Origin of the sequence: Stenotrophomonas sp. SMYL89 (genome assembly GCF_036319985.1) — a bacterium.
GTDB lineage: Bacteria > Pseudomonadota > Gammaproteobacteria > Xanthomonadales > Xanthomonadaceae > Stenotrophomonas > Stenotrophomonas maltophilia_Q.
This window is the reverse complement of sequence record NZ_JAWIRW010000002.1, coordinates 65,359-88,376: the sequence shown is the minus strand read 5'-3', so window position 1 is coordinate 88,376 and position 23,018 is coordinate 65,359. Positions and strand designations below refer to the sequence as shown.

At 67.1% G+C, this 23,018-nt stretch carries 19 protein-coding genes and 3 tRNA genes; 7 read left to right on the top strand and 15 right to left on the bottom strand.

The annotated features are described in order from the left end of the window. Positions 1-8: 8 nt before the first annotated feature. From V3B41_RS03150 to V3B41_RS03140, 3 genes are all read right to left on the bottom strand, one after another. On the bottom strand, positions 9-794 hold the full coding sequence (locus V3B41_RS03150; RefSeq protein WP_329860042.1) for a hypothetical protein: 786 nt from the start codon (positions 792-794) through the stop codon (positions 9-11). Positions 795-951: 157 nt separating this feature from the next. Then, positions 952-1,036: transfer RNA gene (locus tag V3B41_RS03145), tRNA-Leu, on the bottom strand. A gap of 56 nt (positions 1,037-1,092) precedes the next feature. Further along, the gene (locus V3B41_RS03140; protein WP_329860040.1) at positions 1,093-1,986 is read right to left on the bottom strand and encodes a LysR family transcriptional regulator; all 894 of its coding nucleotides are present in this window, start codon (positions 1,984-1,986) and stop codon (positions 1,093-1,095) included. Positions 1,987-2,084: 98 nt separating this feature from the next. On the opposite strand from V3B41_RS03140, the gene V3B41_RS03135 reads away from it, so the two are divergent. Next, the gene (locus V3B41_RS03135; RefSeq protein WP_197633199.1) at positions 2,085-2,831 is read left to right on the top strand and encodes a TSUP family transporter; all 747 of its coding nucleotides are present in this window, start codon (positions 2,085-2,087) and stop codon (positions 2,829-2,831) included. A 56-nt stretch (positions 2,832-2,887) separates the two neighbouring features. Here V3B41_RS03135 and V3B41_RS03130 read toward each other — a convergent pair. Next, positions 2,888-2,972 (bottom strand) — tRNA-Leu (locus tag V3B41_RS03130). A 208-nt stretch (positions 2,973-3,180) separates the two neighbouring features. Further along, positions 3,181-3,265: transfer RNA gene (locus V3B41_RS03125), tRNA-Leu, on the bottom strand. A gap of 23 nt (positions 3,266-3,288) precedes the next feature. On the opposite strand from V3B41_RS03125, the gene rnr reads away from it, so the two are divergent. The 3 genes from rnr (at position 3,289) to rlmB (ending at position 7,321) form a co-directional block, all read left to right on the top strand. Continuing rightward, the gene (gene rnr, locus V3B41_RS03120; RefSeq protein ID WP_308306887.1) at positions 3,289-5,859 is read left to right on the top strand and encodes a ribonuclease R; all 2,571 of its coding nucleotides are present in this window, start codon (positions 3,289-3,291) and stop codon (positions 5,857-5,859) included. Between the two features lie 130 nt (positions 5,860-5,989). Beyond that, a complete protein-coding gene (locus V3B41_RS03115) occupies positions 5,990-6,484 on the top strand; it encodes a GFA family protein (protein ID WP_197620002.1) in 495 nt (164 codons plus the stop codon). Between the two features lie 93 nt (positions 6,485-6,577). Then, a complete protein-coding gene (gene rlmB, locus V3B41_RS03110) occupies positions 6,578-7,321 on the top strand; it encodes a 23S rRNA (guanosine(2251)-2'-O)-methyltransferase RlmB (RefSeq protein WP_049430104.1) in 744 nt (247 codons plus the stop codon). A gap of 172 nt (positions 7,322-7,493) precedes the next feature. Here rlmB and V3B41_RS03105 read toward each other — a convergent pair whose 3' ends face one another. From V3B41_RS03105 to V3B41_RS03095, 3 genes are read right to left on the bottom strand one after another with little or no spacing between them, the layout of a single operon-like run. Further along, positions 7,494-8,933, bottom strand: coding sequence for a TolC family protein (locus tag V3B41_RS03105; protein WP_049430103.1), 1,440 nt, complete (start codon positions 8,931-8,933; stop codon positions 7,494-7,496). Continuing rightward, on the bottom strand, positions 8,930-10,888 hold the full coding sequence (locus V3B41_RS03100) for a MacB family efflux pump subunit (protein WP_049430102.1): 1,959 nt from the start codon (positions 10,886-10,888) through the stop codon (positions 8,930-8,932). Before V3B41_RS03100 ends, V3B41_RS03105 begins: the two co-directional genes overlap by 4 nt. Continuing rightward, complete coding sequence (locus V3B41_RS03095) at positions 10,885-12,123, bottom strand: efflux RND transporter periplasmic adaptor subunit (protein WP_049430101.1); 1,239 nt, start codon at positions 12,121-12,123, stop codon at positions 10,885-10,887. The genes V3B41_RS03100 and V3B41_RS03095 overlap by 4 nt, the downstream gene beginning before the upstream one ends. 203 nt (positions 12,124-12,326) lie before the next feature. Here V3B41_RS03095 and V3B41_RS03090 point away from each other — a divergent pair, with 203 nt between their 5' ends. The 3 genes from V3B41_RS03090 (at position 12,327) to V3B41_RS03080 (ending at position 17,675) form a co-directional block, all read left to right on the top strand. Beyond that, a complete protein-coding gene (locus V3B41_RS03090; RefSeq protein ID WP_005408779.1) occupies positions 12,327-13,055 on the top strand; it encodes a response regulator in 729 nt (242 codons plus the stop codon). Between the two features lie 6 nt (positions 13,056-13,061). Then, positions 13,062-14,471, top strand: coding sequence for an ATP-binding protein (locus V3B41_RS03085; RefSeq protein ID WP_049428723.1), 1,410 nt, complete (start codon positions 13,062-13,064; stop codon positions 14,469-14,471). Between the two features lie 177 nt (positions 14,472-14,648). Then, positions 14,649-17,675 carry a two-component regulator propeller domain-containing protein gene (locus tag V3B41_RS03080; RefSeq protein ID WP_329860032.1) on the top strand — a complete coding sequence of 1,009 codons (3,027 nt, stop codon included), beginning with the start codon at positions 14,649-14,651 and terminating at the stop codon, positions 17,673-17,675. A gap of 141 nt (positions 17,676-17,816) precedes the next feature. On the opposite strand, the gene rnt is transcribed toward V3B41_RS03080, so the two are convergent. From rnt to pstB, 7 genes are all read right to left on the bottom strand, one after another. After that, on the bottom strand, positions 17,817-18,401 hold the full coding sequence (rnt, locus tag V3B41_RS03075; protein ID WP_005408782.1) for a ribonuclease T: 585 nt from the start codon (positions 18,399-18,401) through the stop codon (positions 17,817-17,819). A gap of 235 nt (positions 18,402-18,636) precedes the next feature. Beyond that, positions 18,637-19,158: a DoxX family protein gene (locus V3B41_RS03070; RefSeq protein WP_049428729.1), complete on the bottom strand. Its 522-nt coding sequence runs from the start codon at positions 19,156-19,158 to the stop codon at positions 18,637-18,639. Between the two features lie 26 nt (positions 19,159-19,184). Continuing rightward, complete coding sequence (locus tag V3B41_RS03065) at positions 19,185-19,940, bottom strand: putative DNA-binding domain-containing protein (RefSeq protein WP_049428732.1); 756 nt, start codon at positions 19,938-19,940, stop codon at positions 19,185-19,187. Then, positions 19,933-20,808, bottom strand: a complete 876-nt coding sequence (locus V3B41_RS03060; RefSeq protein ID WP_049428734.1) for a DUF692 domain-containing protein — start codon at positions 20,806-20,808, stop codon at positions 19,933-19,935. Before V3B41_RS03060 ends, V3B41_RS03065 begins: the two co-directional genes overlap by 8 nt. Then, the gene (locus V3B41_RS03055) at positions 20,795-21,151 is read right to left on the bottom strand and encodes a hypothetical protein (protein WP_049428737.1); all 357 of its coding nucleotides are present in this window, start codon (positions 21,149-21,151) and stop codon (positions 20,795-20,797) included. The genes V3B41_RS03060 and V3B41_RS03055 overlap by 14 nt, the downstream gene beginning before the upstream one ends. Before the next feature lie 257 nt (positions 21,152-21,408). Continuing rightward, positions 21,409-22,116, bottom strand: coding sequence for a phosphate signaling complex protein PhoU (gene phoU / locus V3B41_RS03050; RefSeq protein WP_049444209.1), 708 nt, complete (start codon positions 22,114-22,116; stop codon positions 21,409-21,411). Between the two features lie 65 nt (positions 22,117-22,181). Further along, a complete protein-coding gene (gene pstB, locus V3B41_RS03045) occupies positions 22,182-23,012 on the bottom strand; it encodes a phosphate ABC transporter ATP-binding protein PstB (protein WP_005408788.1) in 831 nt (276 codons plus the stop codon). Positions 23,013-23,018 lie beyond the last annotated feature (6 nt).

Genomic DNA, 23,018 nt, shown 5'->3' with positions numbered 1-23,018 from the left:
GCTACGGGCTATCGGCTTTGGCCCGCGCTGGCCGATGAATGCGACTGAAGGCCCAGTACGACCCGTTCCAGCAGTTCCGCCAGTCGTGAGAGTCTGGCGGCGAAGTAGGTTTGGAGGATTGCGCCAAGCATGATTCCGATGGCCAGTGCCACAGTGTAGGAGGGGACCTCGATCGGCACTTTGATCTGCATGAGCTTCTGCGCCGTATCCGACCCGGTGATGATCAAGCCCGCCATTGCGCCCAGTAGACCTCCAGTATTGGCACGTGCCAAGCGGACTCGGCATTCCGACTGCAGGTGGCGGATCAATTGCTGCAAACGCGCGCATGTCCCGGCGGGCTCCATGGGCGAGGAAGCCTTGCCATTCGCTGCTTGCTTCTGCGCACTGTAGATCCGCTCCTGAAGTGCGACAGCGACCCAATCGTCGCGGCGGAGTGCTTGATCGATACCTGTCAGTCGTGTGCGATACATCGTCAATGCCGAGTGAACGGCATCCAGTGCGAACCAGACTGCCCAGAGCAGCGCGAGGACCACAAGGAAAATCATGAATCCCAGACCCATGGGATTCCAGAAGGTTTGGTCGCCTTCATACGCAAATTGCTTGATGATGGCGGCCATTGCGATCACGGTCAGCAGGACGGCGAGCGCGATTCCGAGGGCGACCAGTACCGTATCGCTGAGGATCGGAGGGGAGTGTGCCTTGCGCGCTTTCACATAAGCGCCATCAAATTCCTTCATCTCGTTGAAGAGCGAGGCAACATCCAGTGTGATCGGGTCTTTCTTTGCCTTGTCCATAAGCCCAGATGTTCACGGTCCTGCCTTCCATATCGGTACCGGATGGGCGGACTTGAATCAGTTGCAGGCGCTCAGGATGGGCGCGCTGTCAATCCAGGTCGACGGGGACTGCAGAAACGAAAAAACCCGCTTTCGCGGGTTTGATCATCTTGAGTCATGGTGCCCAGGAGAGGACTCGAACCTCCACGGTTTTACCCGCTAGTACCTGAAACTAGTGCGTCTACCAATTCCGCCACCTGGGCGACTCAGGAGAGAAATTGTGCGGTAAGCACGCCGATGTGTCAACACAATTTCACACTTATTTTTCAGTGCGAACGCCCAGGTGCTGCAGCAGGCTGCGCATCGGTGCTGACAGTGCCTGCGCGTCGGCAATGCACACGCAGAGACGACGCTGTGCCCAGGCATCTTCCAGTGGAACTGCAACGGTGCCGGTGCTGCGCCGGTGTTGCCGGGCCAGCGTGCGCGGCATGATGCCCACGCCGATGCCGTGGCCGACCATCGTGCACAGGCCCTCGAAGGTTTTCATGCGGATGCGCACATCCAGCACGCGACCGGCGGCAGCGGCCAGTTCTTCGATGTAGGTCTGCAGGGCATTGCCGTCGGCCAGCGCGACGAAAGTTTCACCCAGCACATCGGCGAAGGACACGCTGCGGCGCTGGGCGAAACGGTGGTGGCCCGGCAACAGCATCACCAGCGGATCTTCGGCCACCACATGGCGCTGCAGTCCCTCGGCCGGCACGGCGTCGCTGATGATGCCGGCCTCGGCCTGCCCGGCGCGCAGTGCGCGCACGACTTCGTTGCTGGTGCGCTCGTGCAGTTCCACCCGCAGCCGTGGCCGCTGGGCCAGCCACCGTGCCAGGCGCGAGGGCAGGTAGTTGGTCAGCGCAGCGGTATTGGCATACAGGTGCAGGGTGCCGCGCGCGCCCTGTGCGAATGCCTGCAGCTCGCCGCGCAGCTGCGTCTGCTGCTGCATGATCAAGCGCGCATGGTGGGCGAGGGCGGCACCGGCTTCGGTCAGGCTTACCCCGCGTGGATGCCGGTCCAGCAGCGTGCTGCCGGCATCGGCTTCGATGGCGCGCAGGCGTTCACTGGCCGATGCCAGGGCCAGGTTGGCCTGTGCCGCACCGGCGGTGATGCTGCCCGCGTCGGCGACGGCCAGGAACAGGCGCAGATCGGCAATGTCCAGTCGCATGGGAATGACCTCGGCAGGGCGGCTGCCTTCGGCTGGTCCGAAGGGTGGGGCCGCAAAGCCGCATTGTGCGCCGTTGCCGCGGGCGCTCCAATGGCGGCATGAACGAGGCGATGTACTTCTATGGGTTGCTGGTGGTGGTGTTCGTGCTGGCCGGCGTGGTCAAGGGCGTGACCGGCATGGGCTTGCCCACGGTGGCGATGGGCCTGCTCGGTGGCACGCTGTCGCCGGTGGCAGCGGCGTCTATGCTGTTCATTCCCACCTTCGTCACCAACGCGTGGCAATTGGTGTCCGGTCCGTCGCTGGGCGGCATCGTGCGGCGGCTGTGGCCGATGATGCTGGCAGTGGTGGTGGTGACCCTGGCTTCGGCAGCGCTGCTGGTGCGGGTCGACCGCACCGGGTCGCGCGTTGCCCTGGGCCTGGCCCTGGTGGTCTATGCGGCCTATGCGCTGCTGGCGCCGGTGTTCCGCGTGCCGCAGCGGCGCGAGCGTTGGTTGGGGCCGCTGGTCGGTGCGCTGTCGGGCGTGGTCACCGGTGCGACGGGTGTGTTCGTGATGCCGGCGGTGCCGTACCTGCAGTCGCTGGGGCTGCAGCGCGAGGAACTGGTGCAGGCGCTGGGGCTGGCGTTCACCGTGTCGACGATTTCGCTGACCACCGGACTGGTGATGCACGGTGCATTCGGCATCCAGCAGCTGGGCCTGAGCGCACTGGCGGTGGTGCCGGCGCTGCTGGGCATGTGGCTGGGCCAAGTGATCCGGCAGCGCATCAGCGCACGGGTGTTCCGCGCCTGTTTCCTCGGGTTCCTGCTGCTGCTTGGGCTTGAACTGGTGTTGCGGCCGCTGTTCTGATGCCGGATTCCGGGCATGAAAAAACCCGCTTTCGCGGGTTTTTCTCATTCTCGACGTGGTGCCCAGGAGAGGACTCGAACCTCCACGGTTTTACCCGCTAGTACCTGAAACTAGTGCGTCTACCAATTCCGCCACCTGGGCGTCGAGGAGCGAAATTATGGGGTGCTGTGACGGGGGTGTCAATACTTTTTGCAGGGCCGGGGTCGGAACCCGTTTCGCGTGCGAAAGGGGCTCTGACCCCAAGGGCTGGTGTCGGGGTCAGAGCCCTTTGCCTCGCGGAAAGCGATCCGACCCTCGACGCCAAATCGCGGGCAAAAAAAATCCTCGCCGAAGCGAGGAGTTTTTTCGTTGGTGCCCAGGAGAGGACTCGAACCTCCACGGTTTTACCCGCTAGTACCTGAAACTAGTGCGTCTACCAATTCCGCCACCTGGGCGTTCCAGAGGCGCAATTGTGAAGATGAATCCGGGGACTGTCAACGACTTTCTGAAATTTATTAATCCAACGCCTCCAAGGCGGGCGCTGACCCGTTCTGCACGCCATCAACGGCTACCATGTAGGGCGATGACTACCAAAAAACCAAGCAAGGGCGGGAGCAATTCCCGTAGCCAGGCCCCAAAGAAGGGCGCCAAGGCGGGCGCAGCCCGCATCACCAAGCCGGGCAAGCCGTTGCCGGGCTGGTTCCCCGAATTGAATGAAGGCGGCGCACCGCCGCGCGGCCGCAAGGTCCGCAATACCGATGCCACTGCCCCCGGCCCGGCGCCGGGCCGTAAGCTGCCGCCGACCGGCAAGGTGATCGACGATCCCTATGCCGCGCGCGAAGCCGAGAAATACGAACAGCCCATCGCCAGCCGCGAGGCCATCCTGGCCCTGCTGGAGCGTTGCGAAGGGCCGCAGACCGCCGAGGAACTGGGCGCACGCCTGGGACTGACCGCGCCGGACCGTGCCGAGGCGCTGTCGCGCCGGCTCGGCGCCATGGTCCGTGATGGCCAGCTGGTGCAGAACCGCCGTGGCGGCTTCGCCCCGATCCAGACCCTGAACCTGGTGACCGGCGTGGTGATCGCCAACCCGGAAGGGTTCGGCTTCCTGCGCCCGGTCGAGGGTGGCGATGATCTGTTCCTGCCGCCGTATGAAATGCGCAAGGTGATGCACGGCGACAAGGTGCTGGCCCGCGTGACCGGCATCGACCACCGTGGCCGTCGCGAAGGCAGCATTGCACGCGTGCTCGAACGCGGCATGACCCGCCTGATCGGCCGCTTCAGCATCGAGATGGGTATCAATTACGTGGTGCCCGACGACAAGCGCGTGCAGCGCAACGTGCAGGTGCCGCCGGACCAGACCGGTGGCGCGCGTGACGGCCAGCTGGTGGTCTGCGAGCTGACCCAGGCGCCGGACAGCCGCCGTCCGCCGATCGGCCGCATCATCGCCGTGCTCGGCGACAAGCTGACCGCCTCGCTGGTGGTGGAAACCGCGATCCACGGCCACGAACTGCCGTTCGAGTTCCCGCAGGAAGTGCTGGACGAAGCCGCGTCGGTGCCGATGGTGGTCGAGCCGGCGATGATCGGCGACCGCGTCGACCTGCGCAGCACGCCGCTGGTGACCATCGATGGTGAAGATGCCAAGGACTTCGACGACGCGGTGTACTGCGAACCGAATGCCGATGGCTTCCGCCTGGTGGTGGCGATTGCCGATGTCTCCAACTACGTTCGCCCCGGCACGCCGCTGGACGAGGAAGCGCAGAAGCGCGCGACCTCGGTGTATTTCCCGGGCTTCGTGGTGCCGATGCTGCCGGAGACGCTGTCCAACGGCATCTGCTCTTTGATGCCGAAGGTCGACCGCATGTGCTTCGTCTGCGACATGCAGATCGACCGCGACGGCCTGGTCACGCATTCGCGCTTCTACGAAGCGGTGATGAACTCGCACGCGCGCCTGACCTACACCCAGGTGTGGAAGGCGGTGGGCGAGGACGATGCCGATACCAAAGCCTGGATGGGCGACCTGCTGCCGCAGGTACAGCGCCTGCACCAGCTGTACAAGGTGCTGTCCAAGGCGCGCACCAAGCGCGGTGCCATCGAGTTCGAAAGCAGTGAAGTGCGCTTCGTGCTGGACAACCGCGGTGAAGTCACCCAGGCCGGCATGCTGGTGCGCAACGACGCGCACAAGCTGATCGAGGAATGCATGATCGCGGCCAACGTCGAGGCGGCGAAGTACCTGCTGTCGCGCCACGTGCCGGCCCCGTACCGCATCCACGAGAAGCCGCCGGAAACCAAGTACGCCGACCTTCTGGAATTCCTCAAGGAGTTCAAGCTGAGCCTGCCGCCGTGGTCGAAGGTGCGCCCGGGTGACTACACCAAGCTGCTGAAGAAGATCCGCGACCGCCCCGATGCCACGCTGCTGGAATCGGTGCTGCTGCGCAGCCAGAGCCTGGCGATCTACAGCCCGGAGAATCACGGCCACTTCGGCCTGGCGCTGGAGGCGTACGCGCATTTCACCTCGCCGATCCGCCGCTACCCCGATCTGCTGGTGCATCGCGCGATCAAGCACGCACTGTCCGGCAAGCCGCTGGACAAGTTCACCTACAACGCCCGCGAGATGGCCGCGCTGGCACTGCAATGTTCCGAACGCGAGCGACGTGCCGACGAGGCAGAGCGCGAGGTGGACGAGCGCTACCGCGCCGCGTGGATGGAAAAGCATGTGGGCGGCCAGTTCGACGGCGTGATCAGCGGCGTAACCAGCTTCGGCCTGTTCGTGGAACTGGACGAGTCGAAGGTGCAGGGCCTGGTGCACGTGACCCAACTGCCGCAGGACTATTACAAGTTCGACGCCACCCGCAAGACGCTGACCGGCGAACGCCGCGGCAGCAGCTACCGCCTGGGCGACCGCGTGCGCATCCTGGTACTGAAGGCCAGCATGGAAGAGCGCAAGATCGACTTCCGCCTGGTCGAGCACAAGGGCGAGGACGAAGGCGATGGCCTGCCGCCGCTGCCCGAGCGTGGCAAGCCGGCCAAGCGCACCAAGAAGCAGTATTGATCGGTAGGGCCGAGCCATGCTCGGCTGAACATTCGCGGTGTGCCAACCAAGGTTGGCACCCACCGTATCGGCACCGCTCATCAGGTAGGTGTCGACCTTGGTCGACACGATCTTCCGGAGGAAAGCAGCAATGCAGGGCCAACCCGAATACAGCGGCGGCTGCCAGTGCGGCGCGATCCGCTTCCAGGCGCGCGGTGCGCTGACCGACAGCTCGATCTGCCATTGCCGGATGTGCCAGAAGGCGTTCGGTGCCTATTACGCGCCGCTGGTATCCGTGCGCGGCGTGCAGTTCAGCTGGACCCGCGGCCAGCCGCGCTATTTCCAGTCGTCCAACGTGGTGCGGCGTGGCTTCTGCGCCGACTGCGGCACGCCGCTGACCTACGAGGCGCCGGACGGCGTGGCGGTGGCGGCCGGGGCCTTTGACGAACCCGAGCGCCTGCCGCCGACGATCCAGTACGGGGTCGAGCGCAAGCTGCCGTTTGTCGATACGCTGGCCAGCCTGCCGGCCCGTCGTACCGAGGAAGACATCGCGGCGCTGGAGTTCCTGGCTACCATCGTGTCCCATCAGCACCCGGACCACGACACGCCGCACTGGCCGCCGCGCAGCCGTTCAGCCGAAGGGTGAAAGGCGGGTAGCGCCGGGCCATGCCCGGCGAGCGCGAAGCGCGGCCGCCGCCGATGCTCTACCATAGCCACCCCCTTTCCGGTCCCCGCCCGCATGAGCAAGAACAGCCAGTGGATCGTCGGCGTCAACGCCGTCGCCTCCTCCATCGAGAACGACGCCGAGAACGTCCGCGAAGTGCTGGTCGAGGCCGGTGCGAAGAACCCGCGCCTGACCGAGATCGAGGAAAATGCCCGCCGCAAGGGCATCGACGTGCGCAAGGTGAACAGTCAGGCGCTGGATGGCGTGGGCGGTTCGGTGCGCCACCAGGGCGTGGCCGCGCGCTATGCTGCTGCCCGCACCTACAGCGAGAACGAGCTGGAAGGCCTGGTCACCGCAGCCGAAGGCAAGGCCCTGCTGCTGGTGCTGGACGAAGTGCAGGACCCGCACAACCTCGGCGCCTGCCTGCGCTCGGCCGCTGCGGCCGGTGCGACCGCCGTGATCATCCCCAAGGACAAGTCGGCTACGGTCAATGCCACCGTGCGCAAGACCTCGGCCGGTGCCGCCGATCTGATCCCGGTGGTGGCGGTGACCAACCTGTCGCGCTGCCTGAAGGACCTGCAGAAGCTGGGCGTGTGGATCTATGGCCTGGCCGGTGAAGCCACCGCTTCGCTGTACCAGCTGGACCTGAAGGGCAACATCGCCCTGGTGCTCGGTGGCGAGGCCGATGGCCTGCGTCGCCTGACCCGCGAGAACTGCGATGGCCTGGTCAAGATCCCGATGCCGGGCGAGATCGAGAGCCTGAATGTCTCGGTCGCTGCCGGCGTCAGCCTGTTCGAGGCCGTGCGCCAGCGCGGTTGATCCGCCAGCGGTCTTGTAGAGCCGAGCCCACGCTCGGCTGTCGCGCGCAGCGCGGGCGCGTCTTCCCGATCAGAAAGCAGCCGAGCATGGGCTCGGCTCTACAGAAGTAGCGTGTCGACCCAGGTCGACACCTGCCCGGTAGTCGCCAACCTTGGTTGGCGCTCTCGCTGCTTCACCCCGCGCTGCCGCCCAACGCCTTGAACAGGGTGACGTCGTTATTCAGCTGCCCCTGGCGCACGCGCGCCAGCGACAGCTCGGCATCGCGCCGGGTCTGCTGCGCTTCCAGCCAGGTGCGCAGGTCGGTGGCGCCCACGCGGTAACGCACTTCCTGCGCGCGCTCCACTTCCACCGCTTCGTCGTACGAGGCCTGCGAGGCCGCCACCTGGCGTGCCAGCTGTTCGCGCGCGGACAACGCGTTGTCCACTTCCGAGAGCGCGGTGTACAGCGTCTTGCGGAAGTTTGTGGCGGCGATCTGATAGGCGGTGCCGGCGATATCCGTATCCAGCTGCGCGCGCTGCAGGTTGAGGAACGGCAGCGACAGGCCCGCGCCGAGCGTGGCCACCGGGTTGCGCAGCACATCACCCAGCGAGGTTGCACTGGAGCCGAGGCTGCCGGTCAGGCTCAACGCGGGGTAGTACTGGGTGGCGGTCACCTTGATGGTCTTCAGGCTGTTGCGCAGGCGAAGTTCGGCCGCGCGCAGGTCGGGACGGCGGCCGAGCAGGTCGGCCGGCAGGCCTTCGCTGATGCCCGGGCTGTGTGCGCCCAGCAGGTCCTGCGGCTCGTCCTGCTGCGGCCACGGCGTGCCGTCCAGCAGCACGGTCAGCGCATTGCGCACCTCCACCCGCTGCTGTTCCAGCGCGCTCTGCGAGGACCGCTGCGACTGCAGGTTCTGCAGTGCCTGGCGCACTTCCAGGCGCGACACAGCACCGGCATCGAAGCGCGCCTGCACCAGTTCGCGGGTGCGTTCGAGCCGCTCCAGGTTGGCCTGCCCGGTGGCGATCGACTGGTTGAGATAGGCCAGGTTCCAGTACTGGGTGATGGTGTCGCTGATCACCAGCAGCGCGGTGTTCTGCCGGTCTTCCTCGCTGGCCTGGGCTTCCCAGCGGGCGATGTCGCGCTGGGTGCGCAGGCGGCCCCACAGATCGACCTCCCAGCCCAGCGAGACGCCAGTGGAATAACTGCGGCGCCAGTCGTCGGCTTGGTCGGTGGCGCGGCTGGCATTACCGCTTACGCCGGACGAAGAAGGCTGCGGCCACAGCGCGTTGCTGGCCAGCCCGGCCTGCAGGCGTGAGCGTTGCACGGCCAGGCCGGCGGCGGCAAGGTCGCTGTTGGCGACCAGCGCGCGGGCCACCAGACGGTCCAGCCGCTCATCGCCGAAGCCGGTCCACCAGGTGTCCTGGCGGATGTCGCGGCCGGGGGTATCCAGGCTGCTGCGCGGGTCGTCGGCCGGTGCATTGAGCGTGGCATCGCCACGCCCGTAGCTGGCCGCCACGTCGGGGTCCTGCACCGGATAGCGACCCACCGAGGCACACGCGGACAGGGCGAGCAGGACAGCGCCGGCCAGCAGCAGGCGCGAGGGAGCGGGGAAGGGCAGTCGGGTCATCATCGTCATTCGCGGGCCAGGGCCTCGACCGGGTCGAGCTGCGCGGCATTGCGCGCGGGCAGGAAGCCGAACGCCACGCCGATCAGGGTCGAGCAGGCGAACGCGGCAACAATCGAAGCGGTGGAGAACAGCACCTGGAAGTCACTGGCGAAGCGGCCGATCATCGAGCCCAGCAGCAAGGCCAGGCCGATGCCGAGTACGCCACCGAGCAGGCACACCAGTACCGCTTCGATCAGGAACTGCTGGCGGATGTCACTCTGCCGTGCGCCCACGGCCATGCGCACGCCGATCTCGCGCGTTCGCTCGGTCACCGACACCAGCATGATGTTCATCACGCCGATGCCGCCGACCAGCAGCGCGATGGCGGCAATGGCGCCGATCAGCAGGGTCATCGTGCGCGTGGTCTGTTCGATGGTCTCGCGGATCTCGGCGCTGTTGCTGAGGAAGAAATCCTCGGTGCCGTGGCGCAGGGTCAGCAGGCGGGTGATCGCTTCCTGTGCGGCATCCATCGGCGTGCTGTCGTCCACGCGTACGGTGATGCTGGAGACGTGGCTCTGGCCGAGCATGCGCGACATCACCGTGGTGTAGGGCACCCATACGCTGAGGCTGGTGCTGCCACCGAAGCCGAAGCTCTGCCGCTTGGCCACGCCGACCACGCGTGCCGGCACGTTGCCGAGCAGGATCACCTGGCCGATCGGATCGACATCGGGGAAGAACTGGGTCTGGGTGTTCTCATCGATCACCGCCACCTGGCCCAGGCCCTTCACCGCATCGGCATCGAAGAAGCTGCCGCTGAGCAGGTTCACGCCCTTGACCCGGAAGAACTGCTCGCCGACACCGCTGACCTGCGCGGTGGACGACTGGTTGCGGTAGCGCGCGGTGACCGAACTGGACACGCTGGGCGTGGCGCTGTCCACATAACTCTGCCGGGACAGGGCATCGGCATCGCTGGCCTTGAGGGTCTGCACGCGGGCCGAGCGCATGTCGCCGAAGCCGCGGCCGGGATAGACGTCGATGGTGTTGGTGCCCAGCGCACTGATGTTCTGCAGGATCTGCTGCTGCGAGCCGTTGCCCAGCGCCACCACCGAGACCACCGAGGCAATGCCGATGATGATGCCGAGCATGGTCAGGAAGGTGCGCAGCCGATGCGCGTTCATCGCCAGCAGGGCCATGCGGAACGCTTCGGTGAAACGATCCCGGGCCGCCCGCCAGCTGTTGCCGTGGGCAACGCCGGTGCTGGCTTCGCGCTGCGCACGGTAGGTCGGTGCCTCCGGGTTGGCGCGGTCGGCGATGATCTCGCCATCACGGATCTCGATGATGCGCTGCGCGTGCTGGGCCACGCTCATGTCGTGGGTGACGATGATGATGGTGTGGCCTTCGGCATGCAGCTCCCCGAGGATCGCCATCACTTCTTCGCCGGATTTCGTGTCCAGCGCGCCGGTCGGTTCGTCGGCCAGGATCACCTCGCCGCCGTTCATCAGCGCACGCGCGATCGATACGCGCTGCTGCTGGCCGCCGGACAACTGGCCCGGCTTGTGGTGCATGCGATCACCCAGGCCCAGCCGCTGCAGCAGCTGTTCGGCGCGCGCGTTGCGCACCGGGCCGGGGCTGCCGGCATACACCGCGGGGACTTCCACGTTGCCACGCGCGTCCAGGTCACCCAGCAGGTGGTAGCGCTGGAAGATGAAGCCGAAATGCTCGCGGCGCAGTTCGGCCAGTTCGTCCGGCTCCATCCTGCCGGTTTCGCGCCCGGCCACCTGGTAGCTGCCGCGGGTAGGGCGGTCGAGGCAGCCGAGAATGTTCATCAGCGTCGACTTGCCCGAGCCGGACTGGCCGACGATCGCCACCATCTCGCCGGCGTGGATATCCAGGTTGACGTCACGCAGTACGGCGATGACGTCATCGCCAGCCGGGAATTCGCGTCGCAGGTCGCGCAGGCGCAGCAGCGGCGCCGTCGTGCTCATCGGCGCGGACCCATGCCCGGGCCGCCGACCCGCATCTGCATGCCGCCACGGCTGCCGCCACCGGCCGCAGCCGCATTGGCCTCGCCGACCACCACGCGCTCGCCTTCCTTCAGCCCGGACAGGATTTCTGCCGAGGCGCCGTTGTTGATGCCGACCGTCACCTTGCGCGGCTGCGGCTGGCCCTTGTCATCCAGCACCCGCACCATGCGCTCATCGCCACGGCGCTTCGGCCCCAGCGCTACCGCCGGCACCATCAGCACGTTCTTGGCCTGCTTGAGCAGTACCGAGACCTGCGCGGTCATGTCGATGCGCAGCGTGCCGTCCGGGTTTTCCACGTCGAACAGCGCGTTGTAGTAGACCGCGCTGCTGGAACTGGAGCTGGACGAACTGCTGGAACTGGAGGAGTTCTCGTTGGCGATCGAGGCCGGCGCCGGATTGATCTGGCGCAGGGTGGCGTGGTATTTGCGGTCCGGGTCACCCAGGGTGGTGAAGTACACCGGCATGCCGGCCTTGATCTTGACCACGTCGGCCTCGGAGATCTCGGCATTGACGGTGACGACGTCCAGCCGCGCCAGCATCACGATGGTGGGCGCGGTCTGGTTGGCGTTCACGGTGCGGCCTTCCTCGGCCACCACCGCCACCACCGTGCCATCCATCGGCGCGGTGATGCGGGTGTAGGCCAGGTTGGCGCGGGCGGTGCCCAGTTCGGTCTGGCGACCCTTGATCTGCGCCTCGTAGGACTGCAACTGGGCGCGGGCGGTCTTCAGCTGGGCCTCGGCGGCATCATATTCCTGGCGCGAGGTGGCTTCGGCGGCCAGCATCTGCTGCTGGCGCGCGAACTCCAGTTCGGCCTGGCGCAGGGTGGCCTGCTGCACGGCGCGCTGGGCGGTGACCTGGTCCAGCGAGGCCTGCGCGTTGAGCACTTGGTTCTGCTGGGTGGTGGCGTCGATCTCGGCGATCAGGTCGCCTTCCTTCACCGTGTCGCCCAGCTGCACCTTCAGCGACTTGATCTGGCCCGAGGCCTGCGCACCCACGCTGACCAGCTTGTAGGCGTCGATCACGCCGGTGGCATCCACGGTCTGTTCGATGTCGCCGCGGCTGACCGGGGTGGTCGCCACGGCCGGGGCGGCGGGCTTGCGAAGCAGCCACCAGGCGGCCACGGCAACGATCAGGGCAAGCAGGGCGATCAGTATCAGGCGACCCCGGCGGGTCGCGGGCAACAGGCGGAACGTCACGTCGTGGCTTCACTCTCGGGCCGCGGTGGCGGCGTTGGTGGGCATTGTGAAGACCGGGCGATGGGCGGCTCAATCCTCGGGGTATGTCTCTATGTAACACTGTCGGTGAATACGCGTAACCACAGGTATCCCGCCCCCGGCTGGATACACTGGTACGCATTGCCCCGGATGCGGTTCAGCTGCCGACACGGGATGATCGCGCCATGGAGACTGAAAACACGATGCATCGACTGCTGATCGTCGACGACGACAACGACATCCGCACCCTGTTGGCCGAGCAGCTCGGCCGTGCCGGTTACCAGGTGAGCACCGCCGCCGATGGCACTGCCATGCGCCAGCTGCTGGACCGCGAGCACGTGGATCTGATCGTGCTCGACCTCAACCTGCCGCGCGAGGATGGCCTGACCCTGTGCCGCGACCTGCGCGCACGATCGAACACGCCGGTGATCATGCTGACCGCGCGCGCCGAGCCGATCGACCGCGTGCTGGGCCTGGAAATGGGCGCCGACGACTATCTGGCCAAGCCGTTCGAACCGCGCGAGCTGCTGGCGCGCATCCGCAACGTGCTGCGCCGGACCGAGGCGCTGCCGGCCAATCTCGAGCCCCTGGCGGTGCGCCGCGCGCGCTTCTCGCGCTGGGTGTTCGATCTGGAGCATCGCCACCTGGTGGACCCGGACGATCGCGTGGTGGTGCTGTCCGGCGCCGAGTTCCGCCTGCTGCGGGTGTTCATCGCGCATGCCAACAAGGTGCTGTCGCGCGAGCAGCTGGTCGCGCTCAGCAGTGGCCGCAACTATGAGGCGCAGGACCGCGCGATCGATCTGCAGGTCAGCCGCCTGCGCAACAAGCTGGGCGATGATGGTGGCCCGGATGGCCTGATCAAGACCGTGCGCAACGAAGGCTACGTACTGGCCTCCTCGGTGAACCTGGAATAAGCCGCCATGAAGCGCCTGCGCCATTTCCTGTCCTCGATGGTCGGGCGGTTGTTCGTCATCCTGCTACTGGGCATGAGCGTGGCTGCGATCGGCGCGACCATGCTGGCTACGTCCAAACGCCAGCAGGAGTTCGAGCGGCAGAACCTGAACCGCATTGCCGACCGCCTGCAGGGCTACGTCAACCTGCTCGATGGCAATCCCGAACTGCGTGAGCGCCTGCTTGAGGTCGGTGGGCCCAGCGTGCGTGCGCTGCAGCCCGGCGCGCGCCTGGGGCGGGCGGATACCGCACTGATGGAAGTCCTGGATGACCGGCCCGGCCCGGTGTCGCGCGCGCACGTGCACTTCACTTCGTTCCGTTCCTGCATTCCCAAGCTGCAGGATCTGCTGCCGCCGCCTCCGCCCGGGCACCGGCGGCATCCGCGTGAGCGCGATCCGGCCTTCATTCCGCCCAAGTGCCGCGCGGTCGACGTGACGCTCAACGACGGTACGCTGCTGAAGCTGGCGCTGGATTCGCCGGCGGTGGCCCACAACGGCATTCTGGCCGTGGACCCGTGGTTCCTGACCCTGCTGGTGCTGGCCATCGCCGTGCTGGCCTACATCGTCGCGCGCATGGCCAGCGCGCCGCTGCAGGAGCTGGCGGCCGCCGCCGAGGATCTCGGCGACGATCTGCAGCGCGATCCACTGCCATTGCGCGGACCGCGCGAGGTGCAGCGCGCCGCCGAGGCCTTCAATGCCATGCAGCACCGCCTGCAGCGGCACCTGGCCGAACGCACGCAGATGCTGGCGGCGATTACCCACGACCTGCAGACCCCGTTGACCCGCCTGCGCCTGCGCCTGGAGAACGTCAGCGACGAGGTGCTGCGCGAACGCCTGATCGGCGATCTGGCGGCGATGCAGGCACTGGTGCGCGAAGGCCTGGAGCTGGCCCGCAGCGCAGAGAGCGCCGAGCAGCGCGCCGCGCTGGATCTGGATTCGTTACTGGAAAGCATCGTGGAAGACGCCGCCGAGGGCGGTGCCGACGTGGTCTTCGAAGGTGGCACCGGTGCGGTGCTGATGCTGCGCCCGCTGGCCATGCACCGGCTGTTCTCCAACCTGGTGGACAACGCCGTGATGTATGCCCACCGCGTGCGCGTGCGGGTGGAGCGCAGCGGCGGCGCGATCACGGCGATGGTGTCCGACGATGGCCCGGGCCTGGCCGAGGATCAGCTGGAAGCCGTGTTCGATCCGTTCGTGCGGGTGGAGACCTCGCGTTCGCGCGAAACCGGCGGCGCCGGTCTGGGCTTGACCATCGCCCGCGCCCTGGCCGAAAAGGATGGCGCGCGGCTGTGGCTGCGCAACCGCGCCGAAGGCGGGCTGGAGGCGGTAGTGCAGTGGCCGGCCAGTGCACAGGTGGTGCCGCCAGGCCGGGCCGGCTGAGCCTGCCGGCCGCACGGTGATGACGCCGGGGCCAGGGTTTGGCCTATCATCTGCGCATCTCCCCAGTTTCTCCCCGATGAGTCAGCCTGTTCCTGCCGGCACGCTGTTCCGCGTTGCCCGGTCGTTCCCGCTTGCTGCCATGCCCTGCAGCCGCCACCGGCCACTGCCGCCGAGCTGATGGGCAGGCCAGGGGACAACGGGTGCTGGGTGGAGCGCCGCGTTTCGAAAGCCAGGCAGGCGCTGCAGCGCGGCCTGCTGTGGCTGTTGCTTGTCCTGGCGCTGCCGCTGGCCGCGCAGGAGGGAGCACCGACCCTGCGCGACTACGCCATCGATGTGTGGACCTCGCGCAATGGCCTGCCGCACAACTCGCTGCGCGATATCGCGCAGACCCCCGAGGGGCATCTGTGGTTTGCCACCTGGGAAGGCCTGGTGCGCTACAACGGCCTGGATTTCACCGTGTTCGACCGCAGCACCCGCCCGGGGCTGCGCGACAACGGCATCGGCGCACTGCTGGTGGATCGGCAGGGTGGGCTGTGGATCAGTGATTCGCGCGGTAATGTCAGCCATCGCGGCAACGACGGCCAGTGGCGGGTCTGGGAGCATCAGGCCGACACCCCGCAGGTGCTGATCCAGTCCATGCAGATGGACAGCCAGGGGCGCCTGTGGTTGCTGTACGAAGGCAAGGGCATCGGCTATCTGACGCCGGACAAGGGCATCGTCTACCAGGCACCGGCGGCCGACCTGCCGATGGCGATGAGCTTCACCAAGCTGGTGGTCGATGCGCAGGACCGGGTCTGGGTTGGCACGCTGGACGGGCTGGTGCTGCGCGACAACGACGGCGTGCTCAAGCGCGCACCCGCGGCGTGGGGCCTGGGTGCCGGCACGGGCCTGTCATGGCCGTACCGGGCGCCGGATGGCGCGCTGTGGATCGTCGCCGGCGAGCGCCTGTACCGCGTGGAGGACGATCAGCTGGTGCTGGTGCACCGGCTGCCGGGACAGCTGCACATGACCTCGATGCTGCAGGACCGGCACGGCGACCTGTGGCTGGGAACCGAGAACCAGGGCCTGCTGCGGATCTCGGCGCATGGGCTGGAGCGGTTGCCGGCCGGCCTGAACCTGCCGGGCGGGCGCGTTGTCAGCCTGCGCGAGGATGCCGAAGGCAGCATCTGGGTGGGGGCCAACGGTGGCCTGTACCGCCTGCGAGAAACCCTGTTCAGCAGCTACACCGAGCGCGATGGTCTCAGTGGCGACTATGTGCGCACGGTGCTGGAGGACCGCGACCGCCAGTTGTGGGTCGGCAGCGCCAGTGGCCTGGATCTGCAGACCGCCGATGGCCGCTTCCGCGCAATGCCGCTGCACAACCGCGGCGGCAAGGCACCTTCGGTGCTCAGCCTGGCGCAGGGCCCGGACGGTGACCTGTGGGTCGGAACGTTTGGCGATGGTGTCTACCGTCTTGGCCGCGATGGCCGGCTGCGGCACAACTATGCCGCCGCCGATGGCATGCCGGGCGGCAACATCCGCGCGATCAGCGTGGACCCGCAGGGCGTGGTCTGGGCAGGCACGCAGAAGGGCGTAGTCCGCATCGACGGCGACCGCGTGCAGGTATCAAACGTTGTGGGCATGCCCAGTGGCCTGATCACCGCACTCGAGCATGACCACCAAGGCAATCTGTGGATCGGCACCATCGAGGGCATCCGCGTGCTGCGTGGCGACCACGTGCAGTCGATCGACCTGGCACCGATGGGCGGGGGCCGCAGTGTGTTCGGCTTCCATCAGCTGGGCGATGCGATGTGGGTCAGCAGCGACCGCGGCCTGTACCGCTGGCGCGACGGAAAACTGGCACGCGTCGGCCTGGAGCAGGGCATGCCGGTGGATGCAGTGTTCCAGCTGGTGCCGGACCGCCTGGGCAATGTGTGGATCAGCAGCAACCGTGGCGTGCTGCGTACCGACATGGCCACCCTCAACGCCGTGGCCGATGGCCGCGCACCGCGGGTAGTGGTGGAGCGCTACAACGAGATCGACGGCATGGCCAACGCACAGGCCAACGGCAGCTCCGGACCCTCGGCGATCCTGCGCCAGGACGGCACGTTCTGGGTGGTCACCGCCGGTGGACTGAGCACCGTCGACCCGCAGCGCCTGCAGCGTTTCCGTGAGCGTCCTTCACCGCCGGCAGCGATCGAGAGCGTGCAGGTGGATGGCGCCCCCGTGCATTGGGAGGGCCCGGATCGCAACTACATTCCCGGTGGCCGACGTCTGGCGGTGAGCTATGTGGGCCTGAGTTACCTGATGTCGGACCGGATCCGCTATCGCACGCGGCTCGATGGCCTGGACACCGGCTGGGTCGAGCGCGGCCCACAGCGCAGCGTCGAGTTCGTCGGCCTGCCTCCAGGTGACTACACCCTGCACGTGTCGGCGGCGCATCCGGGCGGGGCCTGGGGCCAGCAGGAAGCCGTGTGGAGCTTCACGGTGGAGCCGTTCTGGTGGCAGCGCCGCAGCGTGCAGGTGCTGGGCGGGCTGCTGCTGCTGGTCGGGCTGGTTGTGCTGTACCGCCTGCTGCTGCAGCAGCTGAAGGCCAGCAACCTGCGCCTGGCACGGCGCGTGGACGAGGCAACCTTCGACCTGCAGGCCAAGACCGTGCACCTGCAGGCACTGAACCAGGAAAAGACCGAGCTGGCCGAGCGCCTTGCACGGCAGGCCGAGGCTTTCGAGCGTCAGGCGCGCGAGGATGCGCTGACCGGGCTGGCCAATCGCCGTGCCTTCGACGAAACGCTGGCGCGCGATTTCGCCCGTTCACAGCGCAGCGGCCACCCGCTGTGCCTGGTGGTGCTGGACATCGACCACTTCAAGGACGTCAACGACCGGCACAGCCACAGCATTGGCGATGCTGTGCTGGTGCAGGTGGCAAGGCTGATCGCCGCGGCCTGCCGCGACTCGGACCTGCCCGCGCGTACCGGTGGCGAGGAGTTCGCGCTGCTGCTCAACGACACCCGCCTGGAAGAAGCCGCGCAGCTGTGCGCGCGCCTGCGTGGCCTGTTCCATGACCACCCCGACTGGGCCGGTGTAGCGGGCCTGCGCGTGACCTTCAGTGCAGGCCTGGTGGAACTGGATGCCGATGACCGCACCCCGGCGCTGCTGTACCAGCGCGCAGACCGCGCGCTGTACCGCGCCAAGAGCGACGGCCGCGATCGCACGAGCATCGGCTGAATTCATCCGCGCATGGCGTGGATCTGCCGCGCGACCCGCTGCTTCTGACTTCGTTTTTTCTGATCTTTCCGTGGCGCCCACCCTGCCCGGCCTCAACCGGGATGCCTCACCCCACCACGAGGGGCGCCGCCGTTGGCTGTCTTACCGCGGCCAGGCGTTGGCGATGGTGCAGAACAATCGCGCGGTCTGTTCGGTGTCATACACCGCGCTGTGCGCTTCGTTGGCATCCCAGCCCAGCCCGGCAGCCGTGGCGGCACGCGCCAGCACGGTCTGCCCGTAGGCGATGCCGGCCAGGGTGACGGTGTCGAACACGCTGAACGGATGGAACGGATTCCGCTTGTGGCCGGTCCGGGCCACCGCGGCGTTGACGAAGCCCAGGTCGAAATGCGCGTTGTGGCCGACCAGGATCGCGCGCTGGCAGCCGTACTTCTTCATCGCCGCGCGTACCGGGGTGAAGATGTGGTCCAGTGCGGCCTTCTCTTCCTTGGCCAGCCGGAACGGGTGGTCGAGGATGATGCCGGTCACTTCCAGCGACTTCGGGTCGATTTCCAGGCCCTCGGCTGGCACCACGTGAGCACTGGCGGTCTGGCCGGGGTAGAGCAGGCCGTTCTCGTCCATCTCGATCGGCACCGCGGCGATTTCCAGCAAGGCGTTGCGCTGGCTGTCGAAGCCGCCGGTTTCCACGTCCACCACTACCGGCAGGAAGCCGCGGAAGCGTTGTGACATCGCGCGCTGCGCCTGGGGGACTGCGGAATCGGAGGCGGCGGCAGGTGCGGGGGTGGGGTCATTCATCCGTGAATTCTAGCAGAGCGACCCTGAGCGCCCGGCCAGCCTTCGGTGCATGCGTTCCCTGCGCGGGCGTGTGTCGACCAAGGTCGACACCTACCGGGCCACCGCGCGCTCAGGATTCCGTTGGGTGCCAACCTTGGTTGGCACGGTGCGCGCCGACCAAGGTCGGCATCTACCGGACTGTCGGCCGCGCAGGCCTGGCCGAGGGAGACCAACGCGCCAACCACGCATCCACGCTCAGCTTGCCGGGGCCGGTGAACAGCAGTGGCAGCAGCATCGCCATGAACAGCACCGGCAGCTTGAAGCTGCCGTAGCCCTGGTCGCTGATCGCATACCCCATGGCCAGGTCGGCCAGCGAGTTCCACTCCATCGGCCAATGCACCGCATAGGTGGCCACCACTGTCAGCACCAGCAGGCTGGCGGCGGCAAATCGGGTGCCGAAGCCGAACAGCAGGCAAGCAGCGCCGACCAGCTCGAACCAGGTCGCCAGCTGCCAGTTCAGCGTTGCCGGCAACTGGTCGAACGGGAACGGGAAGGCATCCTGCAGGTCGGCAAACCAGTTCTGGCCGTGCAGCTTCTCACGGCCGGATTCGAAGTATTCCCAGGCCAGCAGCAGGCGCAGGCCGAGCGGGGCCAACCAGGGGGCGAGACGGTCCAGCTGGCCACGCGCGGTGGCCAGGGTCGGAAGCTTCATCGGTGGATCTCCGGGGGAAGGGGGTGTCAGCCGGGGGCCGGCAGTGGGCCGATCACGCCGGCCTGCAGGAACTGCTGCAGCAACGCGGCACCGGGTCCGGCCAAGGCGTCCTCGGCCAACCCATGCGCCGCGGCCAGCTGCTGCAGGTAGCTGCGCCCATCGAGGCCAGGGTGTTCGCCGATGCTGGACAGCAGGTACACCGCCAGCGGGCTGAGCGTGGCGAACCGCACCTCGCCGTCGGCATCGCGGCGCACAAGAAGGCCCGTCGGCTCGGCTGGTGGCTCGGTGGGTGCATCCTCGGCGCCGAGGCGGTGCACCGGCCACTGGTACAGCAACGGCCAGGCCAGTGGTGAGCGTTGCAGCGGCACCCGCAGCGGGTCGATGTCCGCCGCGACCGGCAGCGGCCCGGCGTCCAGCTGGTACAGCGCGGTTTCCACCCACTCGTAGTGGGCCAGCTCGGCCAGCGCCGGGTGTGGCAGCTGCGGCTGCGCATGCAGCCATTGCACGAATTCAACAGCCAGTTCGGTGAACAATGGCGTCTGGCAGCGATGCGTGGCGAAGTAGTGGCGGACCAGCGTGCTCCAGGCCGGTTCGCCGAGCAGGCGCACGCAGACCGGGAAGCCGTTGCTCAACAGGCCGAGCAGGTTGTTGAACAGCAGCCGCTGGTACACCGCGACGCGGCGCGGTTCCAGCCCGGCCGGTGCAGCCACCGCCTGTGGATCGCGCAGGTGTGCGGTGAACGCGTACTGCTGCGCTCGCAGCGTGTCGGGGGTATCAGCCATATGCAGCCTCCGCGTGCACGGCCTGCAGGCGGCGGATGGTCTGCAGTTCGCCGCGCAGCTCGGCGTAGGGCGGGAAATTGAAATCGCGCTCGAGCAGGGTGGGGCGAGCGCCGATGCGCGCATAGGTGCGCGCCAGCAGCGCCCAGACCGGGTCGATCACCGCACTGCCGTGGGTATCGATCTTCAGGTCCGGCGCTTCATCCAGGTGCCCGGCCACGTGCAGGCAGACGATGCGGTCTGCGGGCAGGCCAGCGATGAACGCGTCGGCGTCGTAACCATGGTTGCAGGCGTTGACGTAGACGTTGTTGACGTCCAGCAGCAGGTCGCAGTCGGCTTCGGCAAGCACGGCATTGGTGAAGGCCAGCTCGTCCATCGCCGGCTCCGGCGCCAGGTAGTAGGAGACGTTCTCCACCGCGATGCGGCGGGCCAGCAGGTCCTGCACCTGGGCGATGCGCGCGGCGGTATGGTGCACTGCTTCATCGGTGAACGGAATCGGCAGCAGGTCGTACAGGTGGCCGTCGTCGCTGCAGTAGCTCAGGTGTTCGCTGTACAGCGGCACGCGGTGTTTTTCCAGGAACTGACCGACCTGCTCCAACAGCTGCGTATCCAGTGGCGCACTGCCGCCCAGCGACAACGACAGGCCGTGGCAGCTCAGCGGATGGCGCTGCGCCAGCTCGGCCAGCGCGTCACCGGCGGGGCCGCCGACATGGATCCAGTTCTCCGGCGCGCATTCGAGGAAATCGAAATCGCCGGCCGGTGCATCGCGCAGCTCCTGCAGCAGCGCCCGGCGCAGCCCCAACCCTGCGGCCGCCGCACGAAGCGGCAACCGCGGGTTGACGACGCTGGCGCGGACGTCAGTGCTTGCCACCGCACTTGCCTTCGCCACACTTGCCTTCGGCCGCCTTCTTGTCGCCGGTCTTGGCCTTGGCGCCTGCTGCCGCACCGGCAGCCTTGCCCTTGTCGGCACCGCACTTGCCTTCGGCGGTCTTGCCGTCGGCACCACACTTGCCTTCGGCATGCTTGGTCGCGTCAGCGGCCATCTTGGTGTCGGCGGCCTTGGCGTCGGTACTGGCCTTGGCTGCCTGTCCGGCCACCAGGTAGCCCTGGGCGAGGTCGCTCATGCTCAGGGCCGAGGCACTGGCGGTCATGCCCAGGCCGGCGGCCAGGGCGGTAGCAGTCAGCAGGGACAGGGTCTTGTTGGAACTGCTCATCGGTCGTGCTCCTGGGTGGTGTGGGCGGGTGCCCGGGTGGCCGGCAGGGATGCCGGTGGAAACGATGGTGCAGCGATCCTACTCAACGAATCCTCGCCAAGAACTCAAATTTTCGTGAGGTTTGTTACAGAAGCATCCGGAAGGTCCGCACCGGGCCAGCCCGGCGCCCACAATGCGGGGGAATACCCCAAAAAAGAAGGCCGCTGTCACCAGGACAGCGGCCACCTTGGACCCAGCTCCGTTGTTGCAGTGCAGCGTCAGATCTGGCCGGTGCTGGAGGTCTCGTCGCGCTTTTCACGCGGCGGCAGCGGCTGCTCGCCGTGCACCAGGAACCACACGTTCTCTGCGATGTTGGTGGCGTGGTCGCCCACGCGCTCCAGGTTCTTGGCCATGAACAGCAGGTGGGTGCACGGGGTGATATTGCGCGGGTCTTCCATCATGTAGGTCAGCAGCTCGCGGAACAGCGCGGTGTACTGCGCGTCCAGGCGCGCGTCGTCTTCGCGCAGTTCCAGTGCAGCGTCGGCGTCGTTGTCGCGGTAGGCGGCGATGGCACGGCGCACCTGCTGCGCGGCCAGGCGGCCGAGCGCACGCAGGCCCTGGATCTGCGGCAGCGGCGGCACCTTGCCCAGCGCGATCGAGCGCTTGGCCACGTTGGCCGCGTAGTCGCCGATGCGCTCGATGTCCGCCGGGATGCGCAGGCCTGCGAGGATCTCGCGCAGGTCACGCGCCATCGGCCCACGCAGCGCCAGACGCATCACGTCGTGGCTGATCTGCTGTTCCAGCGCGTCGATCGCTTCATCATTGGCAATGATGCGATGGGCAGCGTTCTCGTCGCGCTTTTCGATCACGTCCATCGCCGCTTCGAGCTGGGCGACGGCCATTTCGCCCATGCGCACGATTTCGGCCACCAGGCGCTGCTGCTCTTCGTCGTAGCTCTTGACGATGTGGTCGTTGGGAAGATTCATGGTCTGCAATCCGGGTAGAGCCAGGCCATGCCTGGCTGGGACATATGTCGAAGGAACAGCGTCGATCAGCCGAAGCGACCGGTGATGTAGTCCTCGGTCTGCCGCTGCGACGGCTGCGAGAAGATCACTTCGGTGCGGTCGTGCTCGATCAGGTCACCCAGGTACATGAAGGCGGTGTAGTCGGACACGCGCGCTGCCTGCTGCATGTTGTGGGTGACGATGACGATGGTGTACTCGTGCTTGAGCTCTTCCACCAGCTGCTCGATGCGGCTGGTCGAGATCGGGTCCAGCGCCGAGGTCGGCTCGTCCAGCAGCAGCACCGACGGGCGCAGGGCCACGGCACGGGCGATGCACAGGCGCTGCTGCTGGCCACCGGACAGGCCCAGCGCGCTCTGCCCCAGCTTGTCCTTCACTTCGTCCCACAGCGCGCCCTGGCGCAGCGCCTGCTCGACGCGGTCGGCCATGTCGGCCTTGCTCAGCTTCTCGTGGTGGCGGATGCCGTAGGCCACGTTCTCGAAGATGGTCATCGGGAACGGCACCGGCTTCTGGAACACCATGCCGACCTTGCTGCGCAGGCGGTTCATCGGGTACTTCGGCGACAGGATGTTCTCGCCGTCCAGCAGCACTTCACCGCGCGCTTCCAGCTTCGGGTACAGCGCGTAGATGCGGTTGAAGATGCGCAGCAGCGTGGACTTGCCGCAACCGGAGGGACCGATCAGCGCGGTCACGCGCTTTTCCGGAATCTCCAGGTTGATGCCCTTCAGGGCGTGGAACTTGTCGTAGTAGAAGTCCAGTCCACGCGCAGCCAGCTTCACCGGCGACGGCGTGTGCAGGCTCTCGTGCGAGGACGGCACGGCGATGCGCTGCATCGGCACGGCGTTGGAAAGGTCGTTCATGGCGTT